At 70.1% G+C, this 24,314-nt stretch carries 18 protein-coding genes; 11 read left to right on the top strand and 7 right to left on the bottom strand.

The genetic code is table 11. The annotated features are described in order from the left end of the window. Positions 1-93 precede the first annotated feature (93 nt). Both VFZ92_RS12490 and VFZ92_RS12485 read left to right on the top strand, forming a co-directional pair. Positions 94-1,704, top strand: a complete 1,611-nt coding sequence (locus VFZ92_RS12490) for an SDR family oxidoreductase (protein ID WP_330876037.1) — start codon at positions 94-96, stop codon at positions 1,702-1,704. Positions 1,705-1,748: 44 nt separating this feature from the next. Continuing rightward, the gene (locus VFZ92_RS12485) at positions 1,749-2,672 is read left to right on the top strand and encodes a cation diffusion facilitator family transporter (RefSeq protein WP_330876036.1); all 924 of its coding nucleotides are present in this window, start codon (positions 1,749-1,751) and stop codon (positions 2,670-2,672) included. Positions 2,673-2,723: 51 nt separating this feature from the next. Here VFZ92_RS12485 and VFZ92_RS12480 read toward each other — a convergent pair whose 3' ends face one another. Beyond that, positions 2,724-7,007, bottom strand: a complete 4,284-nt coding sequence (locus tag VFZ92_RS12480) for a GH92 family glycosyl hydrolase (RefSeq protein ID WP_414719879.1) — start codon at positions 7,005-7,007, stop codon at positions 2,724-2,726. A gap of 247 nt (positions 7,008-7,254) precedes the next feature. Here VFZ92_RS12480 and VFZ92_RS12475 point away from each other — a divergent pair, with 247 nt between their 5' ends. After that, positions 7,255-8,400: an ROK family transcriptional regulator gene (locus VFZ92_RS12475; protein ID WP_414719881.1), complete on the top strand. Its 1,146-nt coding sequence runs from the start codon at positions 7,255-7,257 to the stop codon at positions 8,398-8,400. Positions 8,401-8,612: 212 nt separating this feature from the next. Here VFZ92_RS12475 and VFZ92_RS12470 read toward each other — a convergent pair whose 3' ends face one another. Together VFZ92_RS12470 and VFZ92_RS12465 are read right to left on the bottom strand one after the other, a co-directional pair. Further along, complete coding sequence (locus VFZ92_RS12470; protein ID WP_330876033.1) at positions 8,613-10,529, bottom strand: acyl-CoA dehydrogenase family protein; 1,917 nt, start codon at positions 10,527-10,529, stop codon at positions 8,613-8,615. 65 nt (positions 10,530-10,594) lie between these two features. After that, entirely contained in the window at positions 10,595-11,065 is a 471-nt protein-coding gene (locus VFZ92_RS12465; RefSeq protein ID WP_330876032.1) for a MarR family winged helix-turn-helix transcriptional regulator, read from the bottom strand. 55 nt (positions 11,066-11,120) lie between these two features. On the opposite strand from VFZ92_RS12465, the gene VFZ92_RS12460 reads away from it, so the two are divergent. Beyond that, on the top strand, positions 11,121-11,609 hold the full coding sequence (locus VFZ92_RS12460) for a pyridoxamine 5'-phosphate oxidase (protein WP_330876031.1): 489 nt from the start codon (positions 11,121-11,123) through the stop codon (positions 11,607-11,609). 349 nt (positions 11,610-11,958) lie between these two features. Here the strand turns inward: VFZ92_RS12460 and VFZ92_RS12455 are convergent, their stop codons facing one another. The 3 genes from VFZ92_RS12455 to VFZ92_RS12445 form a co-directional block, all read right to left on the bottom strand. Next, positions 11,959-12,315: a hypothetical protein gene (locus VFZ92_RS12455; RefSeq protein ID WP_330876030.1), complete on the bottom strand. Its 357-nt coding sequence runs from the start codon at positions 12,313-12,315 to the stop codon at positions 11,959-11,961. A 268-nt stretch (positions 12,316-12,583) separates the two neighbouring features. Next, entirely contained in the window at positions 12,584-13,318 is a 735-nt protein-coding gene (locus VFZ92_RS12450; protein ID WP_330876029.1) for a DUF305 domain-containing protein, read from the bottom strand. 7 nt (positions 13,319-13,325) lie between these two features. Then, entirely contained in the window at positions 13,326-14,201 is an 876-nt protein-coding gene (locus tag VFZ92_RS12445; protein WP_330876039.1) for a DUF3105 domain-containing protein, read from the bottom strand. A gap of 211 nt (positions 14,202-14,412) precedes the next feature. Between VFZ92_RS12445 and argS the strand changes: the two genes are divergently transcribed. The 6 genes from argS to rho all read left to right on the top strand — a co-directional run bounded on the left by argS (position 14,413) and on the right by rho (position 23,142). Continuing rightward, a complete protein-coding gene (gene argS / locus VFZ92_RS12440) occupies positions 14,413-16,062 on the top strand; it encodes an arginine--tRNA ligase (RefSeq protein WP_330876028.1) in 1,650 nt (549 codons plus the stop codon). Continuing rightward, the gene (gene lysA, locus VFZ92_RS12435; protein WP_330876027.1) at positions 16,062-17,501 is read left to right on the top strand and encodes a diaminopimelate decarboxylase; all 1,440 of its coding nucleotides are present in this window, start codon (positions 16,062-16,064) and stop codon (positions 17,499-17,501) included. The genes argS and lysA overlap by 1 nt, the downstream gene beginning before the upstream one ends. After that, a complete protein-coding gene (locus tag VFZ92_RS12430) occupies positions 17,488-18,801 on the top strand; it encodes a homoserine dehydrogenase (RefSeq protein ID WP_414719878.1) in 1,314 nt (437 codons plus the stop codon). The genes lysA and VFZ92_RS12430 overlap by 14 nt, the downstream gene beginning before the upstream one ends. Next, a complete protein-coding gene (thrC, locus tag VFZ92_RS12425) occupies positions 18,798-19,874 on the top strand; it encodes a threonine synthase (protein WP_330876025.1) in 1,077 nt (358 codons plus the stop codon). Before VFZ92_RS12430 ends, thrC begins: the two co-directional genes overlap by 4 nt. Further along, positions 19,871-20,749, top strand: coding sequence for a homoserine kinase (gene thrB / locus VFZ92_RS12420; protein WP_330876024.1), 879 nt, complete (start codon positions 19,871-19,873; stop codon positions 20,747-20,749). The genes thrC and thrB overlap by 4 nt, the downstream gene beginning before the upstream one ends. A gap of 341 nt (positions 20,750-21,090) precedes the next feature. Then, positions 21,091-23,142 (top strand): transcription termination factor Rho, encoded by a 2,052-nt coding sequence (rho, locus tag VFZ92_RS12415; RefSeq protein WP_330876023.1) that lies wholly within the window; start codon positions 21,091-21,093, stop codon positions 23,140-23,142. Positions 23,143-23,371: 229 nt separating this feature from the next. Here the strand turns inward: rho and VFZ92_RS12410 are convergent, their stop codons facing one another. After that, complete coding sequence (locus VFZ92_RS12410; RefSeq protein WP_330876022.1) at positions 23,372-23,785, bottom strand: hypothetical protein; 414 nt, start codon at positions 23,783-23,785, stop codon at positions 23,372-23,374. Positions 23,786-24,042: 257 nt separating this feature from the next. On the opposite strand from VFZ92_RS12410, the gene rpmE reads away from it, so the two are divergent. After that, complete coding sequence (gene rpmE, locus VFZ92_RS12405) at positions 24,043-24,255, top strand: 50S ribosomal protein L31 (RefSeq protein WP_106195088.1); 213 nt, start codon at positions 24,043-24,045, stop codon at positions 24,253-24,255. Positions 24,256-24,314 lie beyond the last annotated feature (59 nt).

Below are 24,314 nucleotides of genomic sequence, written 5' to 3'. Positions count from 1 at the left end.
GGTGCTCTATCCCCTGAGCTACGGGGGCCGTAGCTGTTGGAATGATCCTAGCGCACTGTCGGCACGGGTTTTCACCCCCTACCCTCGGGTGGCATGGAGCCGGTGCGGGAACGTTCGGTTGTGGCTGGTGACCTGCGGCTTCGAGTGCTGGAGGAGGGGGAGGCCGGTGCGCCCGTGGTGGTGTTGGTGCACGGGTTCCCTGACACCTCCGCCGTCTGGGACGGGGTGGTCGCGGGGTTGGTGGGGCGGTTCCACGTCGTTCGGTACGACACCCGCGGGTCTGGGGGGTCTAGGCGGCCCGCTGAGCTGAGCGGGTACCGGGTTGAGCGGTTGGGGGAGGACCTGGCCGCTGTGGTGCGGGCCGTGGCGCCCGGTCGGAAGGTGCACCTGGTCGGGCACGACTGGGGGTCCACGCAGGCCTGGGTGGCCGTTGAGCGGTACCCCGAGCTGTTCGCGTCGTTCACCAGCATCTCCGGGCCGTCGCTGGGGCACGTCAGCGACTGGGTGCGGCGCAACCGGCGGCACCCGGTGAAGGTGCTGAACCTGCTGAGGCACTCCTGGTACATCGCGGGTTTCCGGGTGCCGGTGGTGCCCGAGCTGGTGTGGCGGAGCAGGACCGTGCGGAGGCTGCTGCGCGCCCAGCACCGGGAACTGGTCAACGGGCTGGGGCTGTACCGGGCGAACGTGGGGAAGTCCCCTGAACCGGTGACCGTGTCGGTCCCGGTGCTCCAGGTGGAACTGCGGCGCGACCCGTTCGTGAAGGCCGGCCACCTCGACGCGGCGGAGCCGTGGGTGCCGGAGCTGACCCGGCGGTCGCTGCACGCGTCGCACTGGGCGCCCCGGACGCACCCCGCGGCGGTGGCGCGGATGATCACCGAGTTCGTCGACGGCACGCCGGCGAGGCGGGAGCTGGTCGTGATCACCGGGGCGGGCAGCGGGATCGGGCGGGCGACGGCGCTGGCGTTCGCGGTGGACGGGGCGGAGGTGCTGGCGCTCGACGTGGACGGCGAGGCCGCGGCGCGCACGGCGCGGGAGGTGCGGGGGCACGCGTACGAGGTGGACGTGGCCGACGGTGCGGCCGTGCACGCCGTGGCGGAGCGGATCCGGGCCGAGCACGGGGTGCCGGACGTGGTGATGGCCAACGCGGGCGTGGTGGTGGCCGGGGCGTTCCTGGACACGTCCGAGGCCGACTGGCGGCGCGTGGTGGACGTGAACCTGTGGGGCGTCGTGCACACGGTGCGGGCGTTCCTGCCGCTCCAGGTGGAGCGGGGCGAGGGCGGGCACGTCGTCGTGACGGCGTCGATGGCCAGCTACTTCCCGTCGAAGGCGCTGCCCGCGTACTCGGCGACGAAGGCCGCCGTGCTGATGCTGGCGGAGTGCCTGGCCGAGGAGGTGAAGCCCAACGGGATCGGGGTCAGCGCGATCTGCCCCGGCATCGTGCACACCGACATCACCCGCAGCGCCACGTTCGCGGGCGTCGACGCGGACACCGAACGGGTGAAAAGGGACGCGGTGACCAGGACCTACCAGTTGCGCGGGTACGGACCTGAGCGAGTCGCCACCGCGGTGGTCCGCGCTGTTCGGCAGAATCGGCTGGTGGTGGCGGTGACTCCGGAGTCGCGGTTGGCGCGGTTCGGCAGCCGCCTGTCGCCGAAGGCCGTCCGCGTGCTGGGACGCCTGGCGGGGCCTACCTGGCGTCAGTAGTCGGTCACATTGCACACATGCGCATGTCGCTATATGTTGCTCGCATGGGTCACGGGCATGGGCACGGTGTGCCGCCTGCGGAGGCGGCGAGCGCTTCGGGCAAGCACATCGGCAAGCTGTGGATCGCCTTCGGCATCGGCGCGGTCTTCATGGTGGTCGAGTTCGCCGTCGGGTTGGCGACGTCGTCGCTGGCGCTGATCTCCGACGCCGCGCACATGCTGACCGACGTGCTCGGGGTCGGCATGGCGCTGGCCGCGATCATGGTCGCCCGCCGCGCCACGACGGGGCTCAACCGGACGTTCGGCATGTACCGCGCGGAGGTCCTCGCGGCGCTGGCGAACGCGGTGCTGCTGTTCGGCGTCGCCGGGTACGTCGTCTACGAGGCGGTCGGCCGCTTCGGCGACCCGCCCTCGGTGCCCGCGCTGCCGGTGATCCTCGCCGCGCTGCTCGGTCTGTGCGCCAACGTCGTCTCCTTCCTCCTGCTGCGCGGCGGCGCGAAGGAGAGCATCAACGTCCGGGGCGCGTACCTGGAGGTGCTCGCCGACCTGATCGGCTCGGTCGGCGTGCTGCTGAGCGGCCTCGTCACGCTAGTGTTCGGCTGGCGCTACGCCGACCCGATCACGGGTGTCGCGATCGGCCTGTGGGTGCTGCCGAGGACGTGGAAGCTGGCCCGCCACGCGCTGCACATCCTGTTCCAGCACGCGCCCGAGGGCCTCGACGTCGCCGCCGTGCAGGCCGACCTGGCGACGCTGCCCGGCGTGACCGAGGCGCACGACCTGCACGTGTGGACGCTGACCTCCGGCATGGAGGTGGCGTCGGCGCACCTGAGCATCGAGCGCGACGTCGACCCGGCCGAGGTGCTGCGCACCGCGCAGGCGCTGCTGGCCGAGCGGTACCACATCGAGCACGCCACCCTCCAGGTCGAGCCCGGCGACTCGGCCCAGCGCTGCCGCGAGATGTCCTGGTGAAGCGAAAGGGGGAGCCTCCACCAGGAGGCTCCCCCTTCTACCAGCGACGTGCTACAGGCCCGCGAGCTGCCCCGCCTTCGGACCCTGGACCTCGTTCGGCAGCCCGTTGTTGACCGGGGCGGGGCTGTTCCCGCTCCCGCTCATGGGCCCGCCGATCCTGTTCGCCGCGAGCACCACCGGCGCCTTGTTGTTCACGATGCTCACCGGTCCGCCGACCTTGGTGTTCTCGATGTTCACCCCGGTCTTCGAGCCGGTCACGGTGACCGGTCCGCCGACCTCGGAGTCCACCAGCACCACGGCGCCCGCGCCGTTGGCCGCGATCGGCCCGTTCACCTTGCCGCCGAACACGTACAGCGACGCGCCCGCGTTGACGGTGACCGGCCCGCTGATCGTCGCGCCGTCGACCACCGTCACGCCGGACGTCACGGTCAACGGTCCGCCGACCGGCTCGGTGATCGTCCTTGTGGCCGTCACCGGGGGCTTGGCCAGCAGCTCGAACTCCGACAGGGTGGCGCCGCCCGCGATCTCCAGGCGGTAGTACCGGTAGAAGCCCGGCTTGGCGATCTTGAACGCGCGGGTCTGCTGGCGCCAGGAGAACTTCTGGTCCTGGCGCTCGTCGGCCTTGGTCCACGTCTTGCCGTCCAACGAGCCCTTGAGCACCCAGTTCTTCGCGTCACCCGCGGCCGTGCCGGAGGTCAGCGTGTAGTACTCGGCCCGTTCCTTGGTGGCGGGCAGGTCGACCTGGAGCGCGTCGACCGCGGCCTGCGTCAGCGAGGTGTCGTCCACCACCGCCGCCGGACCGGTGAACGTGCCCGCGGTGCTGATGTCGCGCAACGGCTTCGCGACCTCGTTGCCCTTGGTGAGCGACGGGGGCACGGAGTCCGCGCCGGTCGCCCACTTCGACGGGTTGGGGCCCATGTCGAAGTCCAGGGTCCCGCCGGACGCGAGCACGTCGTGGTTCAGGTACGACTTGTCGTGGACCTTGCCGTTGACCCTGAGGTTCTGCACGTAGATGTTCTTCGCGCTGTTCTTCGGCGCGTTCACCACGAGCTTCTTGCCGTTCTCCAGCTTCAGCGTCGCCTTGGTGAACAGCGGCGACCCGACCGCGTACGTCGAGTTGCCCATCTGGAGCGGGTAGAAGCCCAGCGCGCTGAACAGGAACCACGCCGACTGCTCGCCGTTGTCCTCGTCGCCCGCGTAGCCCTGCCCGATCTCGCTGCCCAGGTAGAGCCGCCGGGTGATCTCGCGGACCTTCTCCTGCGTCTTCCACGGCTGGCCGGTGAAGTCGTACATGTAGCTGATGTGGTGCGAGATCTGGTTGCTGTGCCCGAGCTGGCCCATCCGGACGTCCCGCGCCTCGGTCATCTCGTGGATGACACCGCCGTAGGAGCCGGTGAACTTGGCCGTCTCCGGCGTGGAGAAGAACTCGTCGAGCTTCTTCGCCAGGCCCTCACGGCCGCCGTACAGGTTCGCCAGGCCCTGGCCGTCCTGGGGCACCGAGAACGTCTGGTTCCACGCGTTCGTCTCGGTGTAGTCGTAGCCCCACTCCTGCGGGTTGAAGTCCGCCGCGGGCACCCGGCGCGTGCCGTCGGGGTTGCGGCCCTGGAAGAAGCCCGTGGCCGGGTCGAACATGTTGACGTAGTTCAGCGCGCGGTTGGTGAAGTACTCGTGGTTCTCCAGGTACTCCTGCTTGCGCGGGTCGTTCGCCGCGGCCCTGTCGTACAGCGCCTTCGACATGGTGGCGATGCCGTAGTCGTTGAGGTAGCCCTCGATCGCCCACGACATGCCTTCCTTCGTCGTGGTGGACGTGTAGCCCTTGAACCCGGCCGTGGCCTGGCCGTGGCGGCCGACGTCGTCGTTCGGCGGCGTCACGGTCGCGTTCTTCACGGCCGCGTCGTAGGTCGCCTGCGCGTCGAGGTTGGTGACGCCCTTGACGTAGGCGTCCGCGAAGGCGACGTCGGAGCTGGTGCCCGTCATCAGGTTCGCGTAGCCGGGGGAGGACCACCGCGACACCCAGCCGCCGTCGCGGTACTGCTGCACGAACCCGTCGGCCAGCTCACCGGCCTTCGAGGGCGTGAAGAGGGTGTAGGCGGGCCACGTCGTGCGGTAGGTGTCCCAGAACCCGTTGTTGACGTACATCTTGCCGTCGACGATCTTGGCGCCGGTCTGCGTCGGCGTGCTCGGCCCCGTGGCGGGGCTCACCGGGCTCGCGTACTTGTAGACCGGAGCCGCGGCCGAGCCGGTGTTCTCGAAGGTCGAGTTCGGGTACAGGTAGAGCCGGTAGAGGCTGGAGTACAGCGTGGTCAGCTGGTCCTCGCTGGCGCCCTCGACCTCGATGATGCCGAGCTGCTCGTCCCACGCCTGCTGCGCGCGCTGCTTCACGGAGTCGAACGTGTCCTGCGGCGAGATCTCCAGCTCCAGGTTCTTCTTCGCCTGGTCGACGCTCAGCAGCGAGGTCGCGATCCGCAGGTGCACGGTCTTCTGCGCGCTGGTGTCGAACTGGAAGTAGCCCGCCACGTTGTCGCGGCCCTGGCCGGTCAGCTTGCCCGCGGCCTTCACGGGCTGGTCGACCGTGCCGTAGACGAACATCCGGGTCGCGCCGAAGGACAGGCCGACGTCGGAGAAGCCGGACACCACACCGGTCGCGGCGTCCAGCGTCAGCCCGCCGCTGTTGTTCACGTTGTCGAACACCAGGTTCGAGGTGTTCTCGGTGAAGCCGAACCTGAACACCGCGGCGTGGTCGGTCGGCGCGATCTCGGTGCGCATGCCGTTCTCGAACTTCACGCTGTAGTAGTGCGCCTTGTCCGTCTCGTTCTCGTGCTTGAACGGGAGGGCGCGGACGGCCCGGTCGGCGGTGGGCGTCCCGGTCGACGGCATCACCTGGAACGTCTGCCGGTCGCGCATCCACGGGCTGGGCTCGTGGCTGGTGCTGAACGCCTGCATCGTCGGCAGGTTGGCGCTGTTGTTGAACTTGGCGTAGTCGTAGAACCAGCTCGTGGAGCTCGCGTTCGTCACCGGGGTCCAGAAGTTGAAGCCGTGCGGCACGGCCGTGGCCGGGAAGTTGTTGCCGCGCGAGAAGGAACCGCTGGAGTTGGTGCCGCGGGTGGTGCGGACGTAGTCCGTCGGCCGCTGGTAGTCCGGAGTGGACGGTGCGGACCTGATCGTGATGTCGTCGAACCAGCCGTTGAAGTTGGCGGGCCCCTCGGGGTTGTCGTACGCGACCAGGATGCGCTTGATCGTCTTGCCGGCGGCGACCGAGCCGATCACCGACGCGAGCCGGTTCCACTGGTTGGTGTAGAGCGCCTTCGACGCGCCCTGGCCCCTGGGGGACAGCTCGAACCCGTGCTGGTCGCGCGCACCGAGGTCGCTGAGGTAGGTGCCGTCGGAGAACGCGAGGTCCACCGCGGTGAACGTGCTCGGGTAGTTCAGGTCGTCGGTCATGAAGCTCGGGAAGACCAGGTACGACAGCTCGGTCGTCCTGGTGACCGGCACGTCGACGTCGAACACCTTGTTGTAGGAGTAGCCGCGGCCCTCGGCGAGGTGCGTGCCCTGGTAGCGCAGCGCCTTCACGCCGGTGAAGCCGACCCTGCCCTTGGCGTTGTAGCCGCCGGTGGCGCCCTCACCCACCGTCGTGCGCATGTTGTCCGGCGCGGGCGTGGCCGAGCCGTCCGAGAACTGCACCTCGGCGAGCTGGATCAGGTTCACGCCGCCCGCGTTGGCCGTGATCTCCAGCCGGTAGTGCGAGTAGGCGGTCGTGGTCTCGAAGTCGTAGACCTTGGTCTGCTGCCGCTCCGGGAAGACCTCGCCCGCGCGGGTGTCGACCGTCGTCCAGGTCTGGCCGTCGGTGGAACCCAGCAGGGTCCAGTTCTTCGGGTCGCGTTCGGCCGCGTCGTTCGCCGAGGACAGCGCGTACCGCTTCACCAGCGTCGGTTCCGACAACTGGAACTGCACCCAGCCGGTGCTGGTGAACGTCAGCCACTTCGAGCTGACGTTCCCGTCGACGAGGTTCTCCTTCACCTCGTCGCTGGCCGTGTTCTCGGAGTTCGCCCGCACGCCGACGACCTTGTCGGTCACGTTGCCGGGAATGCTCACCGAGTCCGCGCCGTTGACGCCCGACGCCTTGGGGTTGCCCTGGGCATCGGTTTCCACCGTGCTCGCCCACTTGGGCTGAGGTTGACCCTCCTCGAAGGAGGACGAGAACAGGTCTGCGCTCACGGCTGGCTCTTCCGGTGCGGCCGATACGGGCGACCAGCTTCCCACGCTACCCATGACCACTGCAGTGACAGTGACGCCGACCAGCGCCAAACGGGTTCTCTTCGCCCGCATGTGCCCCATTGCGCACGCCTTCCGGTTGACTCGATGCTCGACCCGCGCGACAGCACAACCGCTCCCTGACATCGTTGTCAAGATTGGTTGACCAAATTGTCCGCTGACCTGTCTACCTGCTGCTCCAAGTGCCTGTACGGGTGTGGGTGTGGCGCCACCGTCGTCGAGCTGTTCCGGAACTAGAATCGCAGCCACTGCCGTGACGGAGGAAGAGTTGAACGTGCGGAAAGCGCCTCAGGTGGGCACCCCCGCTGGGATGCGGGCGCTCAACCAGCGCGCGGTGCTCGACCGACTCCGCCTGGAGGGGCCGTCGACGCGGCCCCAGATCGCCAAGGAGACCGGCCTCTCCAAGCCCACCGTCGGCCAGGCCCTGCTCGACCTGGAGCGCCACGGACTCGTGAGACCCGTGGGCCGGACGACGGCCGGGCCCGGCCGGTCGGCCGTGGTCTACGAGCCCAACCCGGCCGCCGCGCACGTGCTCGGCGTGGACATCGGCAGGCAGCGCATCCGGGCCGCCGTGTCGGACCTCGCGGGGTCCGTCATCGCGCGGGTCGACGAGCGCAACCGGTGCCGGTCGGCGGACTCGCTCGTGCGGAAGGTGCGCGAGTTGGCCGTCCGCACGGTGAACGACGCCGGTCTGGAACTGGACGACGTGATCACGAAGGTGGTCGGCAGCCCCGGTGTGCCGGACACGCGGGGCCGGGGCATGCACCACGCGCCGAACCTGCCCGGCTGGGAGCGCAAGGGCCTGCTGGACGAGCTGGAGGACGTGCTCGGTCCCGGTCTCGTGGTGGAGAACGACGCGAACCTCGCCGCCGTCGGCGAGATGGAGTTCGGCGTGGCCAAGGGCATCGGCGTCTTCGTCACGGTCACCGTCGGCACGGGGATCGGCATGGGCATCGTGATCGACGGCCAGCTCTTCCGCGGCGCGCACGGGGCCGCGGGCGAGGTCGGCTACCTGCCGTACCCCGAGTCCAAGGAGGACCCGCGGGTGCGGGGCCAGTTCGAGGGGGCCGCGGCGGCGCACTCGGTCGTGGACCGGGCGAAGGCCATCGGGCTGACGCAGGTGCGCAGCGCCCGCGAGGTGTTCGTGCTGGCGAAGTCCGGCGACACCCGCGCGCTGGAGGTCGTGCACGACGAGGCCGAGCGGCTGGCCTACCTGGTGGCGTCCGTGAGCGCCGTGCTGGACCCGGAGCTGGTCGTGCTGAGCGGGGGCGTCGGCACGAACATCGAGCTGCTCCAGGAGCCGATGGACCTCGCCCTGCGCCGCACGACGCCGCTCGTGCCGAGGATCGTCGCGGGGGAGCTGGGGGACGGGGCCGTGCTCAGTGGCGCGCTCGCCGTGGGGCTCACCGCGGCGCGTGACCTGGTCTTCGACCAGCGCGAAGCGATCACTCTCTGACATTAGGCGAGAAGCTCTCACCTTGGGATTCACCCAATCGTCGCAGGCGCGCCGGGTCAAATGTGGCTTAGCGTTACCAGGGCCTCCTCCTGGAGGGTGAGAATCTAGATCCGTTGCACCGGGGAGTCGTGAAGGGATGCGGGGGACGTAGCCCCTCACGACCGCACGGGACAGGCGCCGCGCCAACACCAACCGCCTGTCCCGTGTAACGGTCACCCGCTCGGCGTCGACCGGTGCACGTCGTCGGCCCTCGACTCGTGGTGCGTCGAGTCCGCGATCCACGCGCCGGGGATCGACGGGTCCAGCACCCCGTCCTCCAGCCAGGAGAACTCGCCCGCCATGACCTTCTTCGTCAGCCGCACGTCGGAGTCGTCGGAATTGGTCCAGAGCCGCTCGAACAGCTCGTCCACGCGCACCCGCGCCTGCTTGGCGAACGCGTCCGCCAGTTCCGCCGCGTTGCCGCCGTCCGCCTTGGCGCGCACGCACGTCGCGCTGATCGCGAACAGCTCGGCGCCGACGTCCACGACCCGGCCGAGGAACCGCTGCTTGCGCTCCATCTTCCCCTGCCAGCGCGACATCGCGTAGAACGTGTGCCGCGCGAGCTTCCTGCTCGACCGCTCCACGAACCGCAGGTGTGTCGCGAGTGGACCGAACTCGGCGAACGAGCCGGGCACCTGCCCCCTGCCCACCACCAGCGTCGGCAGCCACCTGGCGTAGAAACCGCCCGCCTTCGCCGCGGCCTTGGCCTTGCGGCCCCGATCCGCCTCGGGGTCGATGATGTCGCCCGCCACCGCGAGGTGGGCGTCGACCGCCTCCCGCGCGATGATCAGGTGCATGATCTCCGTCGAGCCCTCGAAGATCCGGTTGATCCGCAGGTCGCGCAGCACCTGCTCGGCGGGGACGCCCCGCTCACCGCGCGCCGCCATCGACTCGGCCGTCTCGTAGCCCCGGCCGCCGCGGATCTGCACCAGCTCGTCCACCACCAGGCAGCCCATCTCCGAGCCGTACAGCTTCGCCAGCGCGGCCTCGATGCGGATGTCGTTCGCGCCCGCGTCGGCCAGTTCGCTGCTGAGGTCCACCACGGCTTCCAGCGCGTACGCCGTGGCGGCGATGAACGCGACCTTCCCGCCCACGGCCTCGTGCCTGCCGACCGGCAGACCCCACTGCACCCGTTCCGACGACCACTCGCGCGCGATCTTGACCGACCACTTCGCCGCCGCGGCGCACAGGGCGGGCAGCGACAGGCGACCGGTGTTCAGCGTCGTCAGCGCGATCTTCAGCCCGGCGCCCTCCTCGCCGATCCGGTTCGCCGCGGGCACGCGGACCTGGTGGAACCGCGTGACCCCGTTCTCCAGCCCGCGCAGACCCATGAACGCGTTGCGGTTCTCCACCGTGATGCCGGGGGAGTCCGCCTCCACGACGAACGCGCTGATCCCCTTGCCGGGAACGGCCGCCATCACGACCAGCAGCTCGGCCACGACACCGTTGGTGGTCCACAACTTCACACCGTCCAGCAGGTAGGCCTCGCCGTCCTGCGTCGGTGTCGCCGTCGTGCCGAGCCGGGCCGGGTCGCTGCCGACGTCGGGTTCCGTCAGCAGGAACGCGCTGATCGCCCCCGCCGCGCACCGCGGCAGGAACTCCCGCTTCTGCTCGTCCGTCCCGAAGAGCGCCAGCGGTTGCGGCACGCCGATCGACTGGTGCGCCGACAGCAGCGCCCCGATCGCCGGGCTCACCGACCCCACCAGCATCAGGGCCTTGTTGTAGTAGACCTGCGACAGCCCGAGCCCGCCGTACTCCGCCTTGATCTTCATCCCGAACGCCCCGAGCCGCTTCAGCCCGGCGTACACCGAATCGGGTATCCGCGCCTCGCGCTCGATCAGCCGCACGTCGAGCTCCTTCTCGCAGAAGTGCCCGAGCCGCTGGAGGAACTCCTCGCCCGCCCGTCTGCCCTCGGCGTCCCCGCGCGGGTGCGGGTGGATCAGGTCCAGCCGGAGGTGGCCGAGGAACAGCTCTTTGCCGAAGCTGGGACGCCGCCATCCCGTTTCACGGGCCTGCTCGGCGACCTGCCGCGCCGCCCGTTCGTCGACCTTCTTGTCGCTACCGGTTTTCTCGGGGTCCACTGCGGTCATCGCTGACCTCCCAGGAGCCGAAAGGTGAACTCCTGACGGTACTACCGGTGGGTAGCGCCGTCCGATCAGCCGATCAGGCGCAGCCGCCGCTTCGCCAGCTCCTCCAGCGCCCCGGTCGCCTCGGCCAACGTCCGCAGGGCCTTGTCGAACACCTCCGCGTCCTCACCCAGCGTCAGCCGCATCTCCGCGTTCACCCCGGCCCGCGCCAGCCGTCCCGCGAGGATGGCGTCACGACCGGCCTTGGTCAGCTCGATCATCCGCACCCGCAGGTCAGCGCCCTGAGTCCGGGTCACGTACCCCATGCGCTCCAGCTCACCGGTCGACTTCGACGCGGCCTGCGCCGTCACCCCCATCGCCTCGGCCAGCTCCCGCACCGTCACCGGACCCGCCTGGAGGTGCTGGAACACGTACCCGTGCGAGACCCGCAGATCACCGAACCCCTCGGAGTCCAGGTGCCGCACCACCTCGTCCTGGGTCCACGCGGTGAGGGCGGTGAGCAGGAGCGTCAGGTCTTCACGCAAAGGAGTGGCGTCCACGCCGAAATCATGGAATGCTCAACCGCAGTTGCACAACCCTGGTTGAGGAGTGGTGATGGTGGAGACGTACCGGGTGGAGCGGGCGGAGCTGGTCGGCGACCTGGCGGAGATCGTCGAGCGCATCGTGTGGAGCGTGGTGAGCACGACGGATCGTTCGGGGCGACCGCGCTCGCGGGTGATGCACCCGGTGTGGGACTTCGCCGCGATGACCGGCGTCGTGGGGACGCGTCGGACGCCGGTGAAGGTGGCGCACCTGGCCGCGCGACCAGCTTTGACGTGCGCTTACTGGTCGCCGGACCACGACGCGGCGTTCCTGGATTGTGAGGCGTCGTGGGTGCCGGAGGGGGAGTTGGCGGAGGCGTGGGAGGCGCTGGCCAAGGGGTACGACCCGGCAGTGCTGTGGCCGGACGGGCCAGGGTCGGTGGGGTTCGCGGCGTTGCGGTTGACGCCGTACCGAATACAGGTGGTTCGGGCGGAGGCGTTGGCGGCGGGGAGACCTGTGCCCATGTGGGTGGCTGGAGGGAGCGGGGCGATGGTTGGGTGAAGAGCGGTTCCCTCGGGCGCGGTTGATTTGACTTGGAGATCCTGGATTTGGCCCTGTGATCGGGCCAAGGAGCAGGTGGTGATGACCTGCCCGATCAATCAGGGCAAGGGGCAGATCCCCCGAGAGCGTTATGCGCAGATTCGTCCATCAGAAGGTTCGGAACCGCTCCAACCGGATGATCGTGCGGACCAAGGCCGGGAGCTCGGCGAGTCGGCCGCGGTAGCCGGTGCCGAGGGTCTTCCAGTTCTTCAGGTGGGTGATGGCGCGTTCGATTGCGGATCTGATTCCGGACAGCACTCGGTTCGCGGCGAGTCGGGTTCGCGGTTCTTGGGCTCTTTGGTCGGGGTGATCATGCTCGTACCCTGGTGGCCCTTGTCCGCGACGGTGTCGCGGGTGTCCAGTCGGTCGGGCAGGCCCAGGCGCGGAACGCTTCGAGGTCGCAGTTCCTGCCCGACACCGGGCAGGAAGCGGTGATCACCCGACCGGCCAGGTCGGCCGCGACCTGCACGGTCATCCCGGACCGGTGCCGCCGCCCCGAGCGCAGCTCCGGGCGCCCGAGCCGGTGGCCGATCGGGATGAGCGTGCCGTCCACCAGCAACGCGGTAACGAGCAGGTCGAGGCCGAAGTCCTTCGGTCGCCAGCGCAGGATCGGCGTGATCCGTCGGATCAGTCGGCTGAACTGGCAGGCCGGGACAAGCCAAGCCAAGCCAAGCCAAGCCAAACCGAACCGAGGAAAGGAAAGGCTGCACGGGTGGCAAGCGAGCATGTGGGTCGATTGACTGCCTGTGGCCATGTGCGCAACACGGCGCGGCCGGTTTTGCTTGGGGATTTGAGCCTTGAAATTAGTGATCGGGCAGGCTTTTGTGGCTGCCCTTTTGGCCCGATCAAAGGCTCAAATAAGGAGTCCCCAAGTCAAATCAGCCGAACACCCGACCAGCTCAAACAATCCTGCCCATGACGAAGCAACTCAACAATCAGTTCTGCGGCAGCGGCACAGCCCCGCGCTGCGTCAGCAACTGCTTCATGTACTCGACTTCACTGTTCTGCGACTTCAACATGTTGTCCGCCAACACCCGAACAACACTCTGCCCAGCATGATCAGCCGCGTACTCCGCCATGGGCGCCCCGCCGACGTGGTGCCGCAACATGAGTTGCAGGAAGTAGGTGTCGAACTCAACGCCACTCAACGAACGCAACTTCACCAGATCCTCGGACGAAGCCATCCCTGGCATCCCCGTGGCTCCCGACCCCGACCCCGACCCCGCCGCCGCCGTCGAGTGCGCGTGCTCGGACGAGGACTCCATCCACTTCATGTGGGTGCCGTCCGCGGACTGCTCGGGCATGCCCCAGAGGAACAGCCAGCCCTTCATCCGGCCGATCTGCTCCAACTGCGTGCTGGAGATGTCGAAGGCGAGTTGCTTGATCTCGACGGTCGTCGTCCGGTCGCGCGCGATGTTGGCCATCTGCACGCCCTGGAGGTGGTGCGCGGCCATGTCGGTCGCGAAGCCCACGTCCACCGAGTCCCGCGCGGGGACCGAGGCGTCGGACGAACCCGGCAGCTTGATGAGCAGCCCGATGGCCGCACCGAGCAGGAGCACGGCGAGCACGGCAGCGGTGATGACCACTGTCCTCGCCAGGGTGGGACCGCCGCTCGGACGGTCGTCCTGGACGTGCTCGGTCGCGCCCGCGTCCTGCTCGGTGTCGGCCATCACGGGATCAGCTGCTCGGTGTGGTGCTCGGTGCGCCCGCCGGCGCGCTGGCCGACGGGTCGGCCGCTCCGGTCGCGGCCGGGTCGGTCGCGCCGGTCGCGGCGGGGTCGGCCGGGTTGCCCTCGCCCTCGGCGGCGGTGCCACCGGTCATCGGGACGGCGTCGGGGCCGGGTGCCTCCGCGACGAACGGCGGGGGGCTGTCGACCGGGAAGCTGGTCGAGTCGCAGGCCGCGCCGACCTCGGGATAGGTGTTCGGGTTGCGGCGCAGGGACTGGATGAACTGGTCGATGCGCTCGTCGTCGGCGCTGTCGAGCTTGAGCTGGTGGCCCCACGACTGGAGGGAGATGGGCTTGTCGAGGCCGGGGTACGGCGACATCTGGGTGTACGGCTGGCCGGTGACGCGGTTCTTCAGCTTGTCGAGGGCCTCGCCGGTGACCTTGTCCGGGTTGTAGGCGATCCACACGGCGCCGTGTTCGAGGCCGTGGACCATGTTCTCGGTCCGGACGCCCGTCGCGTAGACGGTGCCCATGCAGTCGGCCCAGACGTTGTCGTGGGGGCCGCCGAACGGCGGGCTCTGGTCGTAGGCGACGCGCTGGGTCGACGCGACGTGCTTGCTCGCCTCGTACTCCTTCTTCACGACGCCCGCGATCTTGTCCGACGGGTCCTTGTTCGTGTCGGAGGGAGTCCACGCCGCGAGTGCTTCCGCCTTGGCGTTCTGCGCGTCGATCTTCGAGTACGCGTACCCGAACACACCGACCGCGAGACCGACCACCGCGATGACCGCGACGATGGTGCCCCAGGGCTTGGGCTTGCTCGCCACCACGGACGCGCGTGCCGCCTGCACGCTCCCGCGGTTGGCCTTAGTCTTCTTGCCGCTGACCATGTCCGCCTCAGATCTCATGTCATCCGTGCACGACGCCGGAGGACTGCCGCCGGTTAGTGTAGGGACACCGTGTCTGATCACCGTCAACCCTCGGTGGCGCAGGGTGTTCGTCAACAGTTGCCACCTGTCGGTGCGGACCCCGTCCATCCCACCCTCCGGGACGGGTCAACCCGGTCGAGACCAGCGCGAACGCTTCCCTAGACTTCTGCGGGTGACTCCCGCTGCGCTCGCTGAACTGGTCCGCGCGACGGCTGTGGACGTGCTGTCCGGCCGTGGCCTGGACACCGCCGCACTGCCGCCCGCGGTGACCATCGAGCGACCCCGCAACCCCGACCACGGCGACTACGCCACGAACCTGGCGCTCCAGATCGGCAAGAAACTCGGTGTCGGCTCCCGTGACCTGGCCGGATGGCTCGCCGAGGCGTTGACCGGGACGGACGCCATAGCCTCCGTCGAGGTCGCCGGACCCGGATTCCTGAACCTGCGCCTCGCCGCGGACGCGCAGGGCGCGATCCTGCGCGAGGTCCTGACCGGCGGTGACGCGTTCGGCACCGGTGACGAGCTGGCCAAGACCAAGATCAACCTGGAGTTCGTCTCGGCGAACCCGACCGGGCCGATCCACCTCGGCGGGGCCCGCTGGGCCGCGGTCGGCGACGCGCTCGGCCGGGTGCTGTCCGCGCGGGGCGGCGACGTGACCCGCGAGTACTACTTCAACGACGCGGGCGCGCAGATCGACCGGTTCGTGTCGTCGCTGATCGCGGCCGCCAAGGGCGAGCCCGCCCCCGAGGACGGGTACGCGGGCGGCTACATCACCGACATCGCCGCCGAGGTGATCAAGCAGGAGCCCAGCGCCCTGTCGGCCGAGGACGGCGCCGAGGTGTTCCGCCGGATCGGCGTCGGCCTGATGTTCGCCGAGATCAAGCAGGCCCTCCACGACTTCGGCACCGACTTCGACGTGTTCTTCCACGAGGACTCGCTGCACCGCTCCGGCGCGGTCGACAAGGTCGTCGAGGCGCTCAAGGAGTCCGGGGCGCTCTACTTCTCCGACGGCGCCTGGTGGCTGCGGTCCAGCGAGTTCGGCGACGACAAGGACCGGGTCGTCATCAAGAGCGACGGCGACCCCGCCTACATCGCGGGCGACATCGCCTACCTCCAGGACAAGCGCTCGCGCGGCTTCGACCTGTGCATCTACATGCTCGGCGCGGACCACCACGGCTACATCGGGCGCCTGAAGGCCGCCGCGGCGGCGCTCGGCGACGACCCGGCCGTGGTCGAGGTGCTGATCGGCCAGATGGTGAACCTCGTCAGCGAGGGCAAGCCGGTGCGGATGAGCAAGCGCGCGGGCACCGTGATCACCATGGAGGACCTGGTGGAGGCGGTCGGCGTGGACGCCGCCCGGTACGCGATGGTCCGGTCGTCGGTCGACTCCGTGCTGGACATCGACCTCGACCTGCTGCGCCGCAACAGCAACGACAACCCGGTGCACTACGTCCGGTACGCCTACGCGCGGATCGCGTCGGTGCGCCGCAACGCCGCCGACCTCGGCCTGGAGCCGAACGACCGCTTCGAGCTGCTCACGCACGACCGCGAGGGCGACCTGGTCCGCACGCTCGGGGAGTTCCCGCGCGTCGTGGCGGCGGCGGCCGAACTGCGCGAGCCGCACCGCGTGGCCCGCTACCTGGAGGAGTTGGCGGGCGTGACCCACCGGTTCTACGACACGCCCGACCTGCGGGTGCTGCCCCGAGGCGATGAGGAGATCACCCCCGTGCACCAGGCCAGGCTCCAGCTCGTGCTGGCCGCTCGTCAGGTCTTCACCAACGGCCTCGGCCTGCTCGGCGTCACGGCGCTGGAGCGCATGTGATGCGCGCGCACCCCGCCGGTCCCCGGCACGCCGACGTCATGACCCCCGGCAACACCGCCGGGTCCAGGCCGTCCACTTCGGACGACATCGCGCTCCTGCACCCCCAGGTGTGGCCGCGCAACGCCGAACGCGGGGAGGACGGCGTCGTCCGCTTCGCGGGCGTCGACGTCCGCGACCTCGCCCAGGAGTACGGCACGCCGCTGTTCGTGATGGACGAGGCGGACTTCCGGGCCCGCTGCGCCGAGCACGCCAGCGCGTTCGGCGACCCCACGCTGGTGCACTACGCCTCCAAGGCGTTCCTCAGCGTCTCGGTGGCCCGCTGGGTCGCCGAGGAGGGCCTGAGCATCGACGTGTGCAGCGGCGGCGAGCTGGCCATCGCGCTGCGGGCGGACTTCCCGGCCGAGCGGATCGCGCTGCACGGGAACAACAAGTCGGTCGCCGAGCTGGTCGCCGCCGTCGAGGCGGGCGTGGGCGCGGTCGTGGTCGACTCGTTCTTCGAGATCGCGAGGCTCGACCAGATCGCGCGCGACCGCGGGGTCGTGCAGCCGGTGATGATCCGGGTGACGGTCGGTGTCGAGGCGCACACGCACGAGTTCATCGCCACCGCGCACGAGGACCAGAAGTTCGGCTTCTCGCTGTCGTCCGGTGACGTCGCCGAGGCCGCGCGCCGCGTGCTCAAGGCCGGTGGCCTGCGGCTGATCGGCCTGCACAGCCACATCGGCTCGCAGATCTTCGACGCCAGCGGCTTCGAGATCGCCGCCCGCCGGGTGATCGGCCTGCTGGCCGACCTGCACGTCGAGCACGGCGCCGAGAAGCTCCAGGACCTGACCACCGTGGACCTCGGTGGCGGTCTCGGCATCGCGTACACGCCGGACGACGACCCGCCGCCGCCCGCCGAACTGGCCCGCCAGCTGCACAACATCGTGCGGAAGGAGACCGAGCACGCGGGTCTGCCGATGCCGCTGATCGCGGTCGAACCCGGTCGCGCGATCGTCGGACCGGGCACGGTCACCGTGTACGAGGTCGGCACGATCAAGGACGTCGAGCTGGACGCGGGCCAGAGCCGCCGCTACGTCAGCGTCGACGGCGGGATGAGCGACAACATCCGCACCGCGCTCTACGACGCGGTGTACGACTGCCGCCTGGTGTCGCGCGCCGTCGACCCGGACACGAAGGCCGTGCTGTGCCGCGTCGTCGGCAAGCACTGCGAGGCGGGCGACGTCGTCGTGCGCGACTGCTGGCTGCCCGAGGACCTCGCGCCGGGCGACCTGCTCGCGGTCGCCGCCACCGGCGCCTACTGCTACTCCATGGCCAGCGGCTACAACCGGCTGCCGCGGCCCGCGCTCGCCGCGGTGACCGACGGCGAGGCGCGCCTGCTCCTGCGCCGGGAGACCGAGGACGACCTGTTCCGCTTGGAGGTTGAAGGTGCCGGAAGGTAAACCGATCAGGGTTGCACTGCTGGGTTGCGGCACGGTCGGCACTGAGATCGTCCGGCTGCTGACCGACCAGGCCGTCGACCTGACCGCGCGGATCGGCGCCCCGGTCGAGCTGACCGGGATCGCCGTGCGCAAGCCCAACAAGCACCGCGAGGTGCCCGCGCACCTGCTCACGACCGACGCCGCCGCACTGGTGGCGTCGGACGTCGACCTCGTCGTCGAGGTCATCGGCGGCATCGAGCCCGCCCGCACGCTGCTGCTGGACGCCCTGCGCTCCGGCAAGTCGGTCGTGACGGCGAACAAGGCGCTGCTGGCCGAGCACTCCGGCGAGCTGTTCGAGGCGGCCGACTCCTCCGGCGCCGACCTCTACTTCGAGGCCGCCGTCGCGGGCGCGATCCCGCTGCTGCGCCCGCTGCGGGAGTCGCTGGCCGGTGACCGGATCACCCGCGTGATGGGCATCGTCAACGGCACCACGAACTTCATCCTCTCCGGCATGGACGCGACCGGCGCGAGCTACTCCGAAACCCTGGAGGAGGCCTCGCGGCTCGGCTACGCCGAGGCCGACCCGACCGCGGACGTGGACGGCTTCGACGCCGCGTCCAAGGCCGCGATCCTCGCCTCGCTCGCGTTCCACACCAGGGTCACGGCCGCCGACGTGCACCGCGAGGGCATCTCGGCGGTCAGCGCGTCCGACATCGCCGCCGCCAAGGGCCTCGGCCGCACGGTGAAGCTGCTCGCCATCTGCGAGCGGGTCACGGAGGTCGCCGAGGACGGCACCACGACCGAGTCGGTCGCCGCCCGCGTGCACCCGGCGATGATCCCGCGCGGCCATCCGCTCGCGGGCGTGAACGGCGCGTTCAACGCGGTGTTCGTCGAGGCCGACGCGGCGGGCGAGATGATGTTCTACGGCCAGGGCGCGGGCGGTGCCCCGACGGCCAGCGCGGTGCTCGGCGACCTCGTCGCGGTGGCCCGCAACCGGGTCGTCGGCGGTCGCGGCCCCCGCGAGTCCGCCTACGCGGGCCTGCCGGTGCGGTCGATCGGCCAGACGCCGACGCGCTACCACATCAGCCTCGACGTGGCCGACCGCGCGGGCGTCCTCGCCCAGGTCGCGGCCGTGTTCGCCGAGCACGACGTGAGCATCGCCGCCGTGCGGCAGGAGGGCAGGGTCGACGACGCCAGCCTGGTGATCGTCACCCACGCCGCGTCCGACGCGGCACTCCGGTCCACTGTGGACAAGGTCGGTGGTCTCCCGGTGGTGAGGGACGTGGTCAGCGTGATGCGCGTGGAGGGCGAAGAACAGTGACGATCCAGGCAGGCGTGCGACCCGGCTGGCCGGGCATCATCAACGCCTATCGCGACCGCATCGACCTGCCGGACGGCGCACGGGTCGTCACCCTGCACGAGGGCGGCACCCCGCTGGTCGAGGCGGAGCACCTCTCCGAGCTGACCGGCAGCCGCGTGCTCGTCAAGGTCGAGGGCGCGAACCCGACCGGCTCGTTCAAGGACCGCGGCATGACCGTGGCCATGACGTACGCGCTGGCCAGCGGCATCAAGGCGGTCATCTGCGCCTCCACGGGCAACACGTCGGCCTCGGCCGCCGCGTACGCCGCGAAGGCCGGTCTGACCGCTGCCGTGCTCGTGCCCAGCGGCAAGATCGCGCTCGGCAAGATGGCCCAGGCCGTCATGCACGGCGCGAAGATCCTCCAGATCGACGGCAACTTCGACGACTGCCTCGAACTGGCGAGCAAGACCGCGGCCGAGTACCCGGTGACGCTGGTCAACTCGGTCAACCCGGTGCGGCTGATCGGCCAGAAGACCGCCGCGTGGGAGATCTGCGACGTGCTCGGCCGGGCCCCCGACTTCCACTGCCTCCCGGTCGGCAACGCGGGCAACATCACCGCGTACTGGCGCGGCTACCAGGACTACGCCAAGGACGGCGTCACGACGTCGACGCCGAGGATGTACGGCTTCCAGGCCGCCGGGTCCGCGCCGCTCGTGCTGGGCGAGCCGGTGAAGAACCCGGAGACCATCGCCACGGCGATCCGCGTCGGCAGCCCGGCCTCGTGGACCGGGGCCGTCACGGCCCGCGACGAGTCGAACGGCCTGATCGCGGCGGTCACGGACGAGCAGATCCTGGAGGCCTACCGGCTGCTCGCCGCGCGCGAGGGCATCTTCGTCGAGCCCGCGTCCGCCGCCAGCATCGCGGGCCTGCTCGCGACCGCCGCCGACGGCAGGCTCCCCAGGGGCTCCGTCGTGGTGTGCACGGTCACCGGCCACGGCCTGAAGGACCCGGACACCGCCCTGCTCGGCATGGCCGCGGTCGAGCCGGTGCCGGTCGACCCCGGCGCGGTCGCGTCCGCGCTGGAACTCGCGTGACCTCGGCCGTCCGGGTCACCGTGCCCGGCTCGACCGCCAACCTGGGCTCGGGCTTCGACGCGCTCGGCATGGCGCTGGCCGTCCACGACGAGGTGGACGTCCGGGTCGTGGCCTCCGGCCTCGCCGTGCGCGTGTCCGGCGAGGGTGGCGAGAACGTGCCCACCGACGAGACCCACCTGGTCGTGCGGGCCTTCCGCGCGGCCTGCGAGCTGCTCGGCTCCAGCCCGCCCGGCCTGGAGTTCGACTGCCGCAACACGATCCCCCATTCGCGTGGACTCGGCTCGTCGGCCGCCGCGGTCGTGGCGGGTGTCGCGGCCGCCTACGGCCTCGCCGGTCGCGAGTTGGACACGGCCGCGTTGCAACTCGCCTCCGAGTTCGAGGGGCACGCCGACAACGCCGCTGCCAGCATGTTCGGCGGCGTCGTGATCGCGTGGTCCGAGGGCGACCGGTACCGGGCGGTCCGGCTGGACCCGCACACCGACCTCCGGCCGGTCGTGCTGGTGCCCGAGGAGGAGTCGTCGACCAAGACCACGAGGGGGCTGCTGCCCGCCGTGGTCCCGCACGCCGACGCGGCGTTCGCGGCAGGCCGTTCCGCGCTGGCCGTGCACGCCCTGACCTGCGATCCCTCGCTGCTGCTCGCCGCCATGGACGATCGGCTCCACCAGCCGTACCGGGAACCCGCGTGGCCGGGGACGATCCGGGTCGTCCGGGAACTTCGGGCTTCCGGAGTGGCCGCGGCGGTGTCGGGGGCCGGTCCGACGGTGCTGGCGCTCCCGAAGGACGGCGAACTCCCCGTCGGCGTCGACGTCACCGGCTTCGACGTGCGGCGATCGGCCGTGGACACGACCGGCGTGCGCGTTCGTCCACTTGGCTGACGGCGCCACGCGGGGGTACCCGGTTGTTGCACCCGCACCGGCCTGCGTCTACCCTCGGAGGCGATCAGTCACCGCGCGCACGGGCGCCGGTGCCGTGCCCGGACAGTCGTTCCGGGTCGCATTCCAGCCAGCCAGGGACCCTGTGCCGCAAGGGCGGGGTCGAGGCTGAAAGGCACCCGATCGCCGTGTGACCGAGAAGTCCCGTGCCGACGGACGTCGTCGCAAGTGCGCAATCGCCGCGTCGAATCCGTCTTCATCGGACGAACTGCTGTTCCGCATTCCGTCGGACGGCAGGTCCGCTGGGCCGCGTAGGAGGCGGGGTCCGGTCAGGAAGGACTTGTGTGAGCAACACCGATTTGTTGAGCAGCGACGCTGCTCCCGACGCCGCTGCCAGTACTGGAGCCGAGGAGAACGCCCTGTCCACCCCTTCCAACGGCAGCGCCCCGCGCAAGCGGGCTGGTCTGTCCGGCATGGTGCTCGCGGAGCTTCGTGAGCTCGCGGGCCAACTCGGCATCAACGGCACCGCGGGTCTGCGCAAGGGCGACCTCATCGCGGCGATCAAGGAAAAGCAGGGCGGTACCTCCGGTCGGGCCAGCACCTCGACCCCGCCCGCCAAGGCTGAGAAGCCCGCCGCGAAGGTCGCCGAGGCGCCCGTGGCCGCTCCGGTCGTCGAGAAGCCCGTGCAGGCCCCGGTGGAGAAGCCGGTGCAGCAGCAGCTCGAGGTCGCCGAGGCACCCGCCACCACCGGTGAGGAGGAGGGCGGCCGTCGCAACAACCGGCGTCGCCGGTCCTCCGGTCGCGCCGCGGGCAGCCCGGAGAACACCGTGGCCGCCCCCGCCGAGGCGCCCGCCGTCGAGCGTCCGCAGCAGGACCAGCCTCAGCGCGACCAGCCGCAGCGCGACCGCAACCAGGGCGAACGCCCGGACCGCGGCGAACGCCCTGACCGGGGCGAGCGTCCCGACCGGGGCGACCGCTCCGAGCGCGGCAACCGGCAGGACCGGGGCGACCGCTCCGAGCGCGGTGACCGGAACGACCGCGGTGACCGCGGTCAGGGCCGCAACCGCCAGGACCGGGGCGACCGGCAGAACGACAACCGGGGCGACAACCGGCAGAACGACCGGTCGAACACCGTGGTGGAGGACGACGACGAGGAGGGCGGTCGTCGCGGCCGTCGCTTCCGCGACCGCCGCCGCCGTGGCGGGCGGGTCGAGGGCGGCGCCCCCGGCGCACCCGACACCGAGGTCCGCGACGACGACGTGCTGCTCCCCGTCGCGGGCATCCTCGACGTGCTGGAGAACTACGCGTTCGTGCGCACGTCCGGGTACCTCGCGGGCCCGAACGACGTCTACGTGTCGTTGTCGCTGGTCCGCAAGTACGGGCTGCGTCGCGGTGACGCGCTGATCGGTGCCGTCCGGCAGCCGCGCGACGGCGAGCAGCAGCGGCAGAAGTTCAACCCGCTGGTGCGGGTGGACAAGATCAACGGCTTGGACCCGGACCAGCTGAAGAACCGGGACGACTTCACCAAGCTCACGCCGCTGTACCCGAACGAGCGACTGCGCCTCGAAACCGAGCCGCACATCCTCACCACGCGCGTCATCGACCTGGTGATGCCGATCGGCAAGGGGCAGCGCGCGCTGATCGTCTCACCGCCCAAGGCGGGCAAGACGTCGGTGTTGCAGGCGATCGCCAACGCGATCACCACCAACAACCCCGAGTGCCACCTGATGGTCGTCCTGGTGGACGAGCGTCCGGAAGAGGTCACCGACATGCAGCGCTCGGTGAAGGGTGAGGTCATCGCCTCCACCTTCGACCGGCCGCCGTCGGACCACACGACGATCTCCGAGCTGGCCATCGAGCGGGCCAAGCGGCTCGTGGAGATGGGCCACGACGTGGTCGTGCTGCTCGACTCGATCACCCGGTTGGGCCGTGCCTACAACCTGGCCGCGCCCGCTTCCGGTCGCATCCTGTCCGGTGGTGTCGACTCGACGGCCCTGTACCCGCCGAAGCGGTTCCTGGGCGCGGCGCGGAACATCGAGGGTGGCGGGTCGCTGACCGTCATCGCGACGGCGCTGGTGGAGACCGGCTCCGCCGGTGACAGCGTGATCTTCGAGGAGTTCAAGGGCACCGGCAACGCGGAGCTCAAGCTGGACCGGAAGATCGCCGACAAGCGGATCTTCCCGGCCGTGGACGTCGACCCGTCCGGTACCCGCAAGGAAGACCTGCTGCTGTCGCCGGACGAGTTGGCGGTCATGCACAAGTTGCGCCGGGTGCTGCACGCGTTGGACAGCCAGCAGGCCATTGAGCTGCTGATGGACCGGCTGCGGAAGAGCCGCACCAACATCGAGTTCCTGATGCAGGTGGCCAAGACGACCCCTGGTAACGAGGGCGTCTGAGTGTGACTGTTGTGGCCAGGGCCGTTCCCGTGCGGGGGCGGCCCTGGTTTTTTGTGGGTGGGTAACCCCGGTGCGCGAGTGTCACGAGCCACGATGAGCGCTTTTTGTCGGGGCTCTGGGGGTCGGGTTTGGGCATGGGGGCCGGAAGCGCTCGGGGTCGCGGTGAGCTGGAGACCGGAAACTGCTGGTCAGATGGTTCCGAGCGGGCGGTGAGGGCTGGGGGTGTGGTCTAGCAGCCGGTGTGGGTGTGGGTGCCCTCTGCTGCCAGGGCCTTGCTGCGGCTGCGTTCTCGCAGGTACCAGTGCACCAGCAGGGCGATGGTGGGGACGCCCAGGCCCAGCGCCAGTGGTGTTGGTAGGCGTACGCCGTCCGCGGCGACGCCCACTGCTAGTACGGACCCCGGGTACAGCCATCTGAGCCAGCGCTGTTGCCACCTGTTCTGCCAGGTGACCGAGGAGCCCGCTGCTGCCGCTACCGCTGTCGCCGCTCCGAAGACGGGGGTCGAGAGGGTGGTGAACTCGCCCGAGGTGTGGCCGAGCAGGACGCCTGCCAGGCCGGTGAGGCCCAGTACGGCGGTGCTGAACAGGTACGGGACCGCCAGCCACGTCGTGAGGCTCAGCGGGCGTCCGGCGGCACAAAGCACCGCGCAATTGTGCGTGTTGAGGCGCTGACGTGCTGCGTTGAGCAGTCGAACGGCCACGGCTTGCGCTGAACGGGCGTTGGGCAGCGGCGAACGGACGTGTACCAGTGGTCCGGGTCACGTGTCGTGTTCGGGAACAATCGAACGTGTGCCGGCGTTTTCGTCTTCGTCAGGCGATCTGGCAGACTCTCTAGTCGGGTCCGGCTCCGGTTCACCCCAATCCTGGGGACCCGGCGGCCACACGTGAAAGGGACAAGACGTTGAAGACTGGTATCCACCCGCAGTACATCTCCACCGATGTGACCTGTAGCTGTGGGAACGCGTTCACCACGCACAGCACGAAGACCTCCGGGTCCATCCACGTCGAGGTCTGCTCGAACTGCCACCCGTTCTACACCGGCAAGCAGAAGATCCTCGACACCGGTGGTCGGGTCGCGCGCTTCGAGGCCCGTTACGGCAAGCGCGCCAAGTAGCTTCGTTCACGGCGTCCTGCCCGAGCCCACGCGGCTCGGGTCGGGCGCCGTTTTCGTCT

Source organism: Umezawaea sp., from assembly GCF_036375055.1.
Taxonomy (GTDB): domain Bacteria; phylum Actinomycetota; class Actinomycetes; order Mycobacteriales; family Pseudonocardiaceae; genus Umezawaea.
This window is presented reverse-complemented; position numbering and strand designations above follow the sequence as displayed.

Excerpts from the sequence above, each read along its gene's own strand:
- VFZ92_RS12480 (WP_414719879.1), bottom strand. The coding sequence starts at position 7,007 with ATGGGGCACATGCGGGCGAAGAGAACCCGTTTGGCGCTGGTCGGCGTC.
- lysA (WP_330876027.1), top strand. The coding sequence starts at position 16,062 with ATGCGCGCGCACCCCGCCGGTCCCCGGCACGCCGACGTCATGACCCCC.
- VFZ92_RS12475 (WP_414719881.1), top strand. The coding sequence starts at position 7,255 with ATGCGGGCGCTCAACCAGCGCGCGGTGCTCGACCGACTCCGCCTGGAG.
- VFZ92_RS12470 (WP_330876033.1), bottom strand. The coding sequence starts at position 10,529 with ATGACCGCAGTGGACCCCGAGAAAACCGGTAGCGACAAGAAGGTCGAC.
- VFZ92_RS12490 (WP_330876037.1), top strand. The coding sequence starts at position 94 with ATGGAGCCGGTGCGGGAACGTTCGGTTGTGGCTGGTGACCTGCGGCTT.
- VFZ92_RS12445 (WP_330876039.1), bottom strand. The coding sequence starts at position 14,201 with ATGGTCAGCGGCAAGAAGACTAAGGCCAACCGCGGGAGCGTGCAGGCG.
- VFZ92_RS12485 (WP_330876036.1), top strand. The coding sequence starts at position 1,749 with ATGGGTCACGGGCATGGGCACGGTGTGCCGCCTGCGGAGGCGGCGAGC.
- VFZ92_RS12450 (WP_330876029.1), bottom strand. The coding sequence starts at position 13,318 with ATGGCCGACACCGAGCAGGACGCGGGCGCGACCGAGCACGTCCAGGAC.
- VFZ92_RS12460 (WP_330876031.1), top strand. The coding sequence starts at position 11,121 with ATGGTGGAGACGTACCGGGTGGAGCGGGCGGAGCTGGTCGGCGACCTG.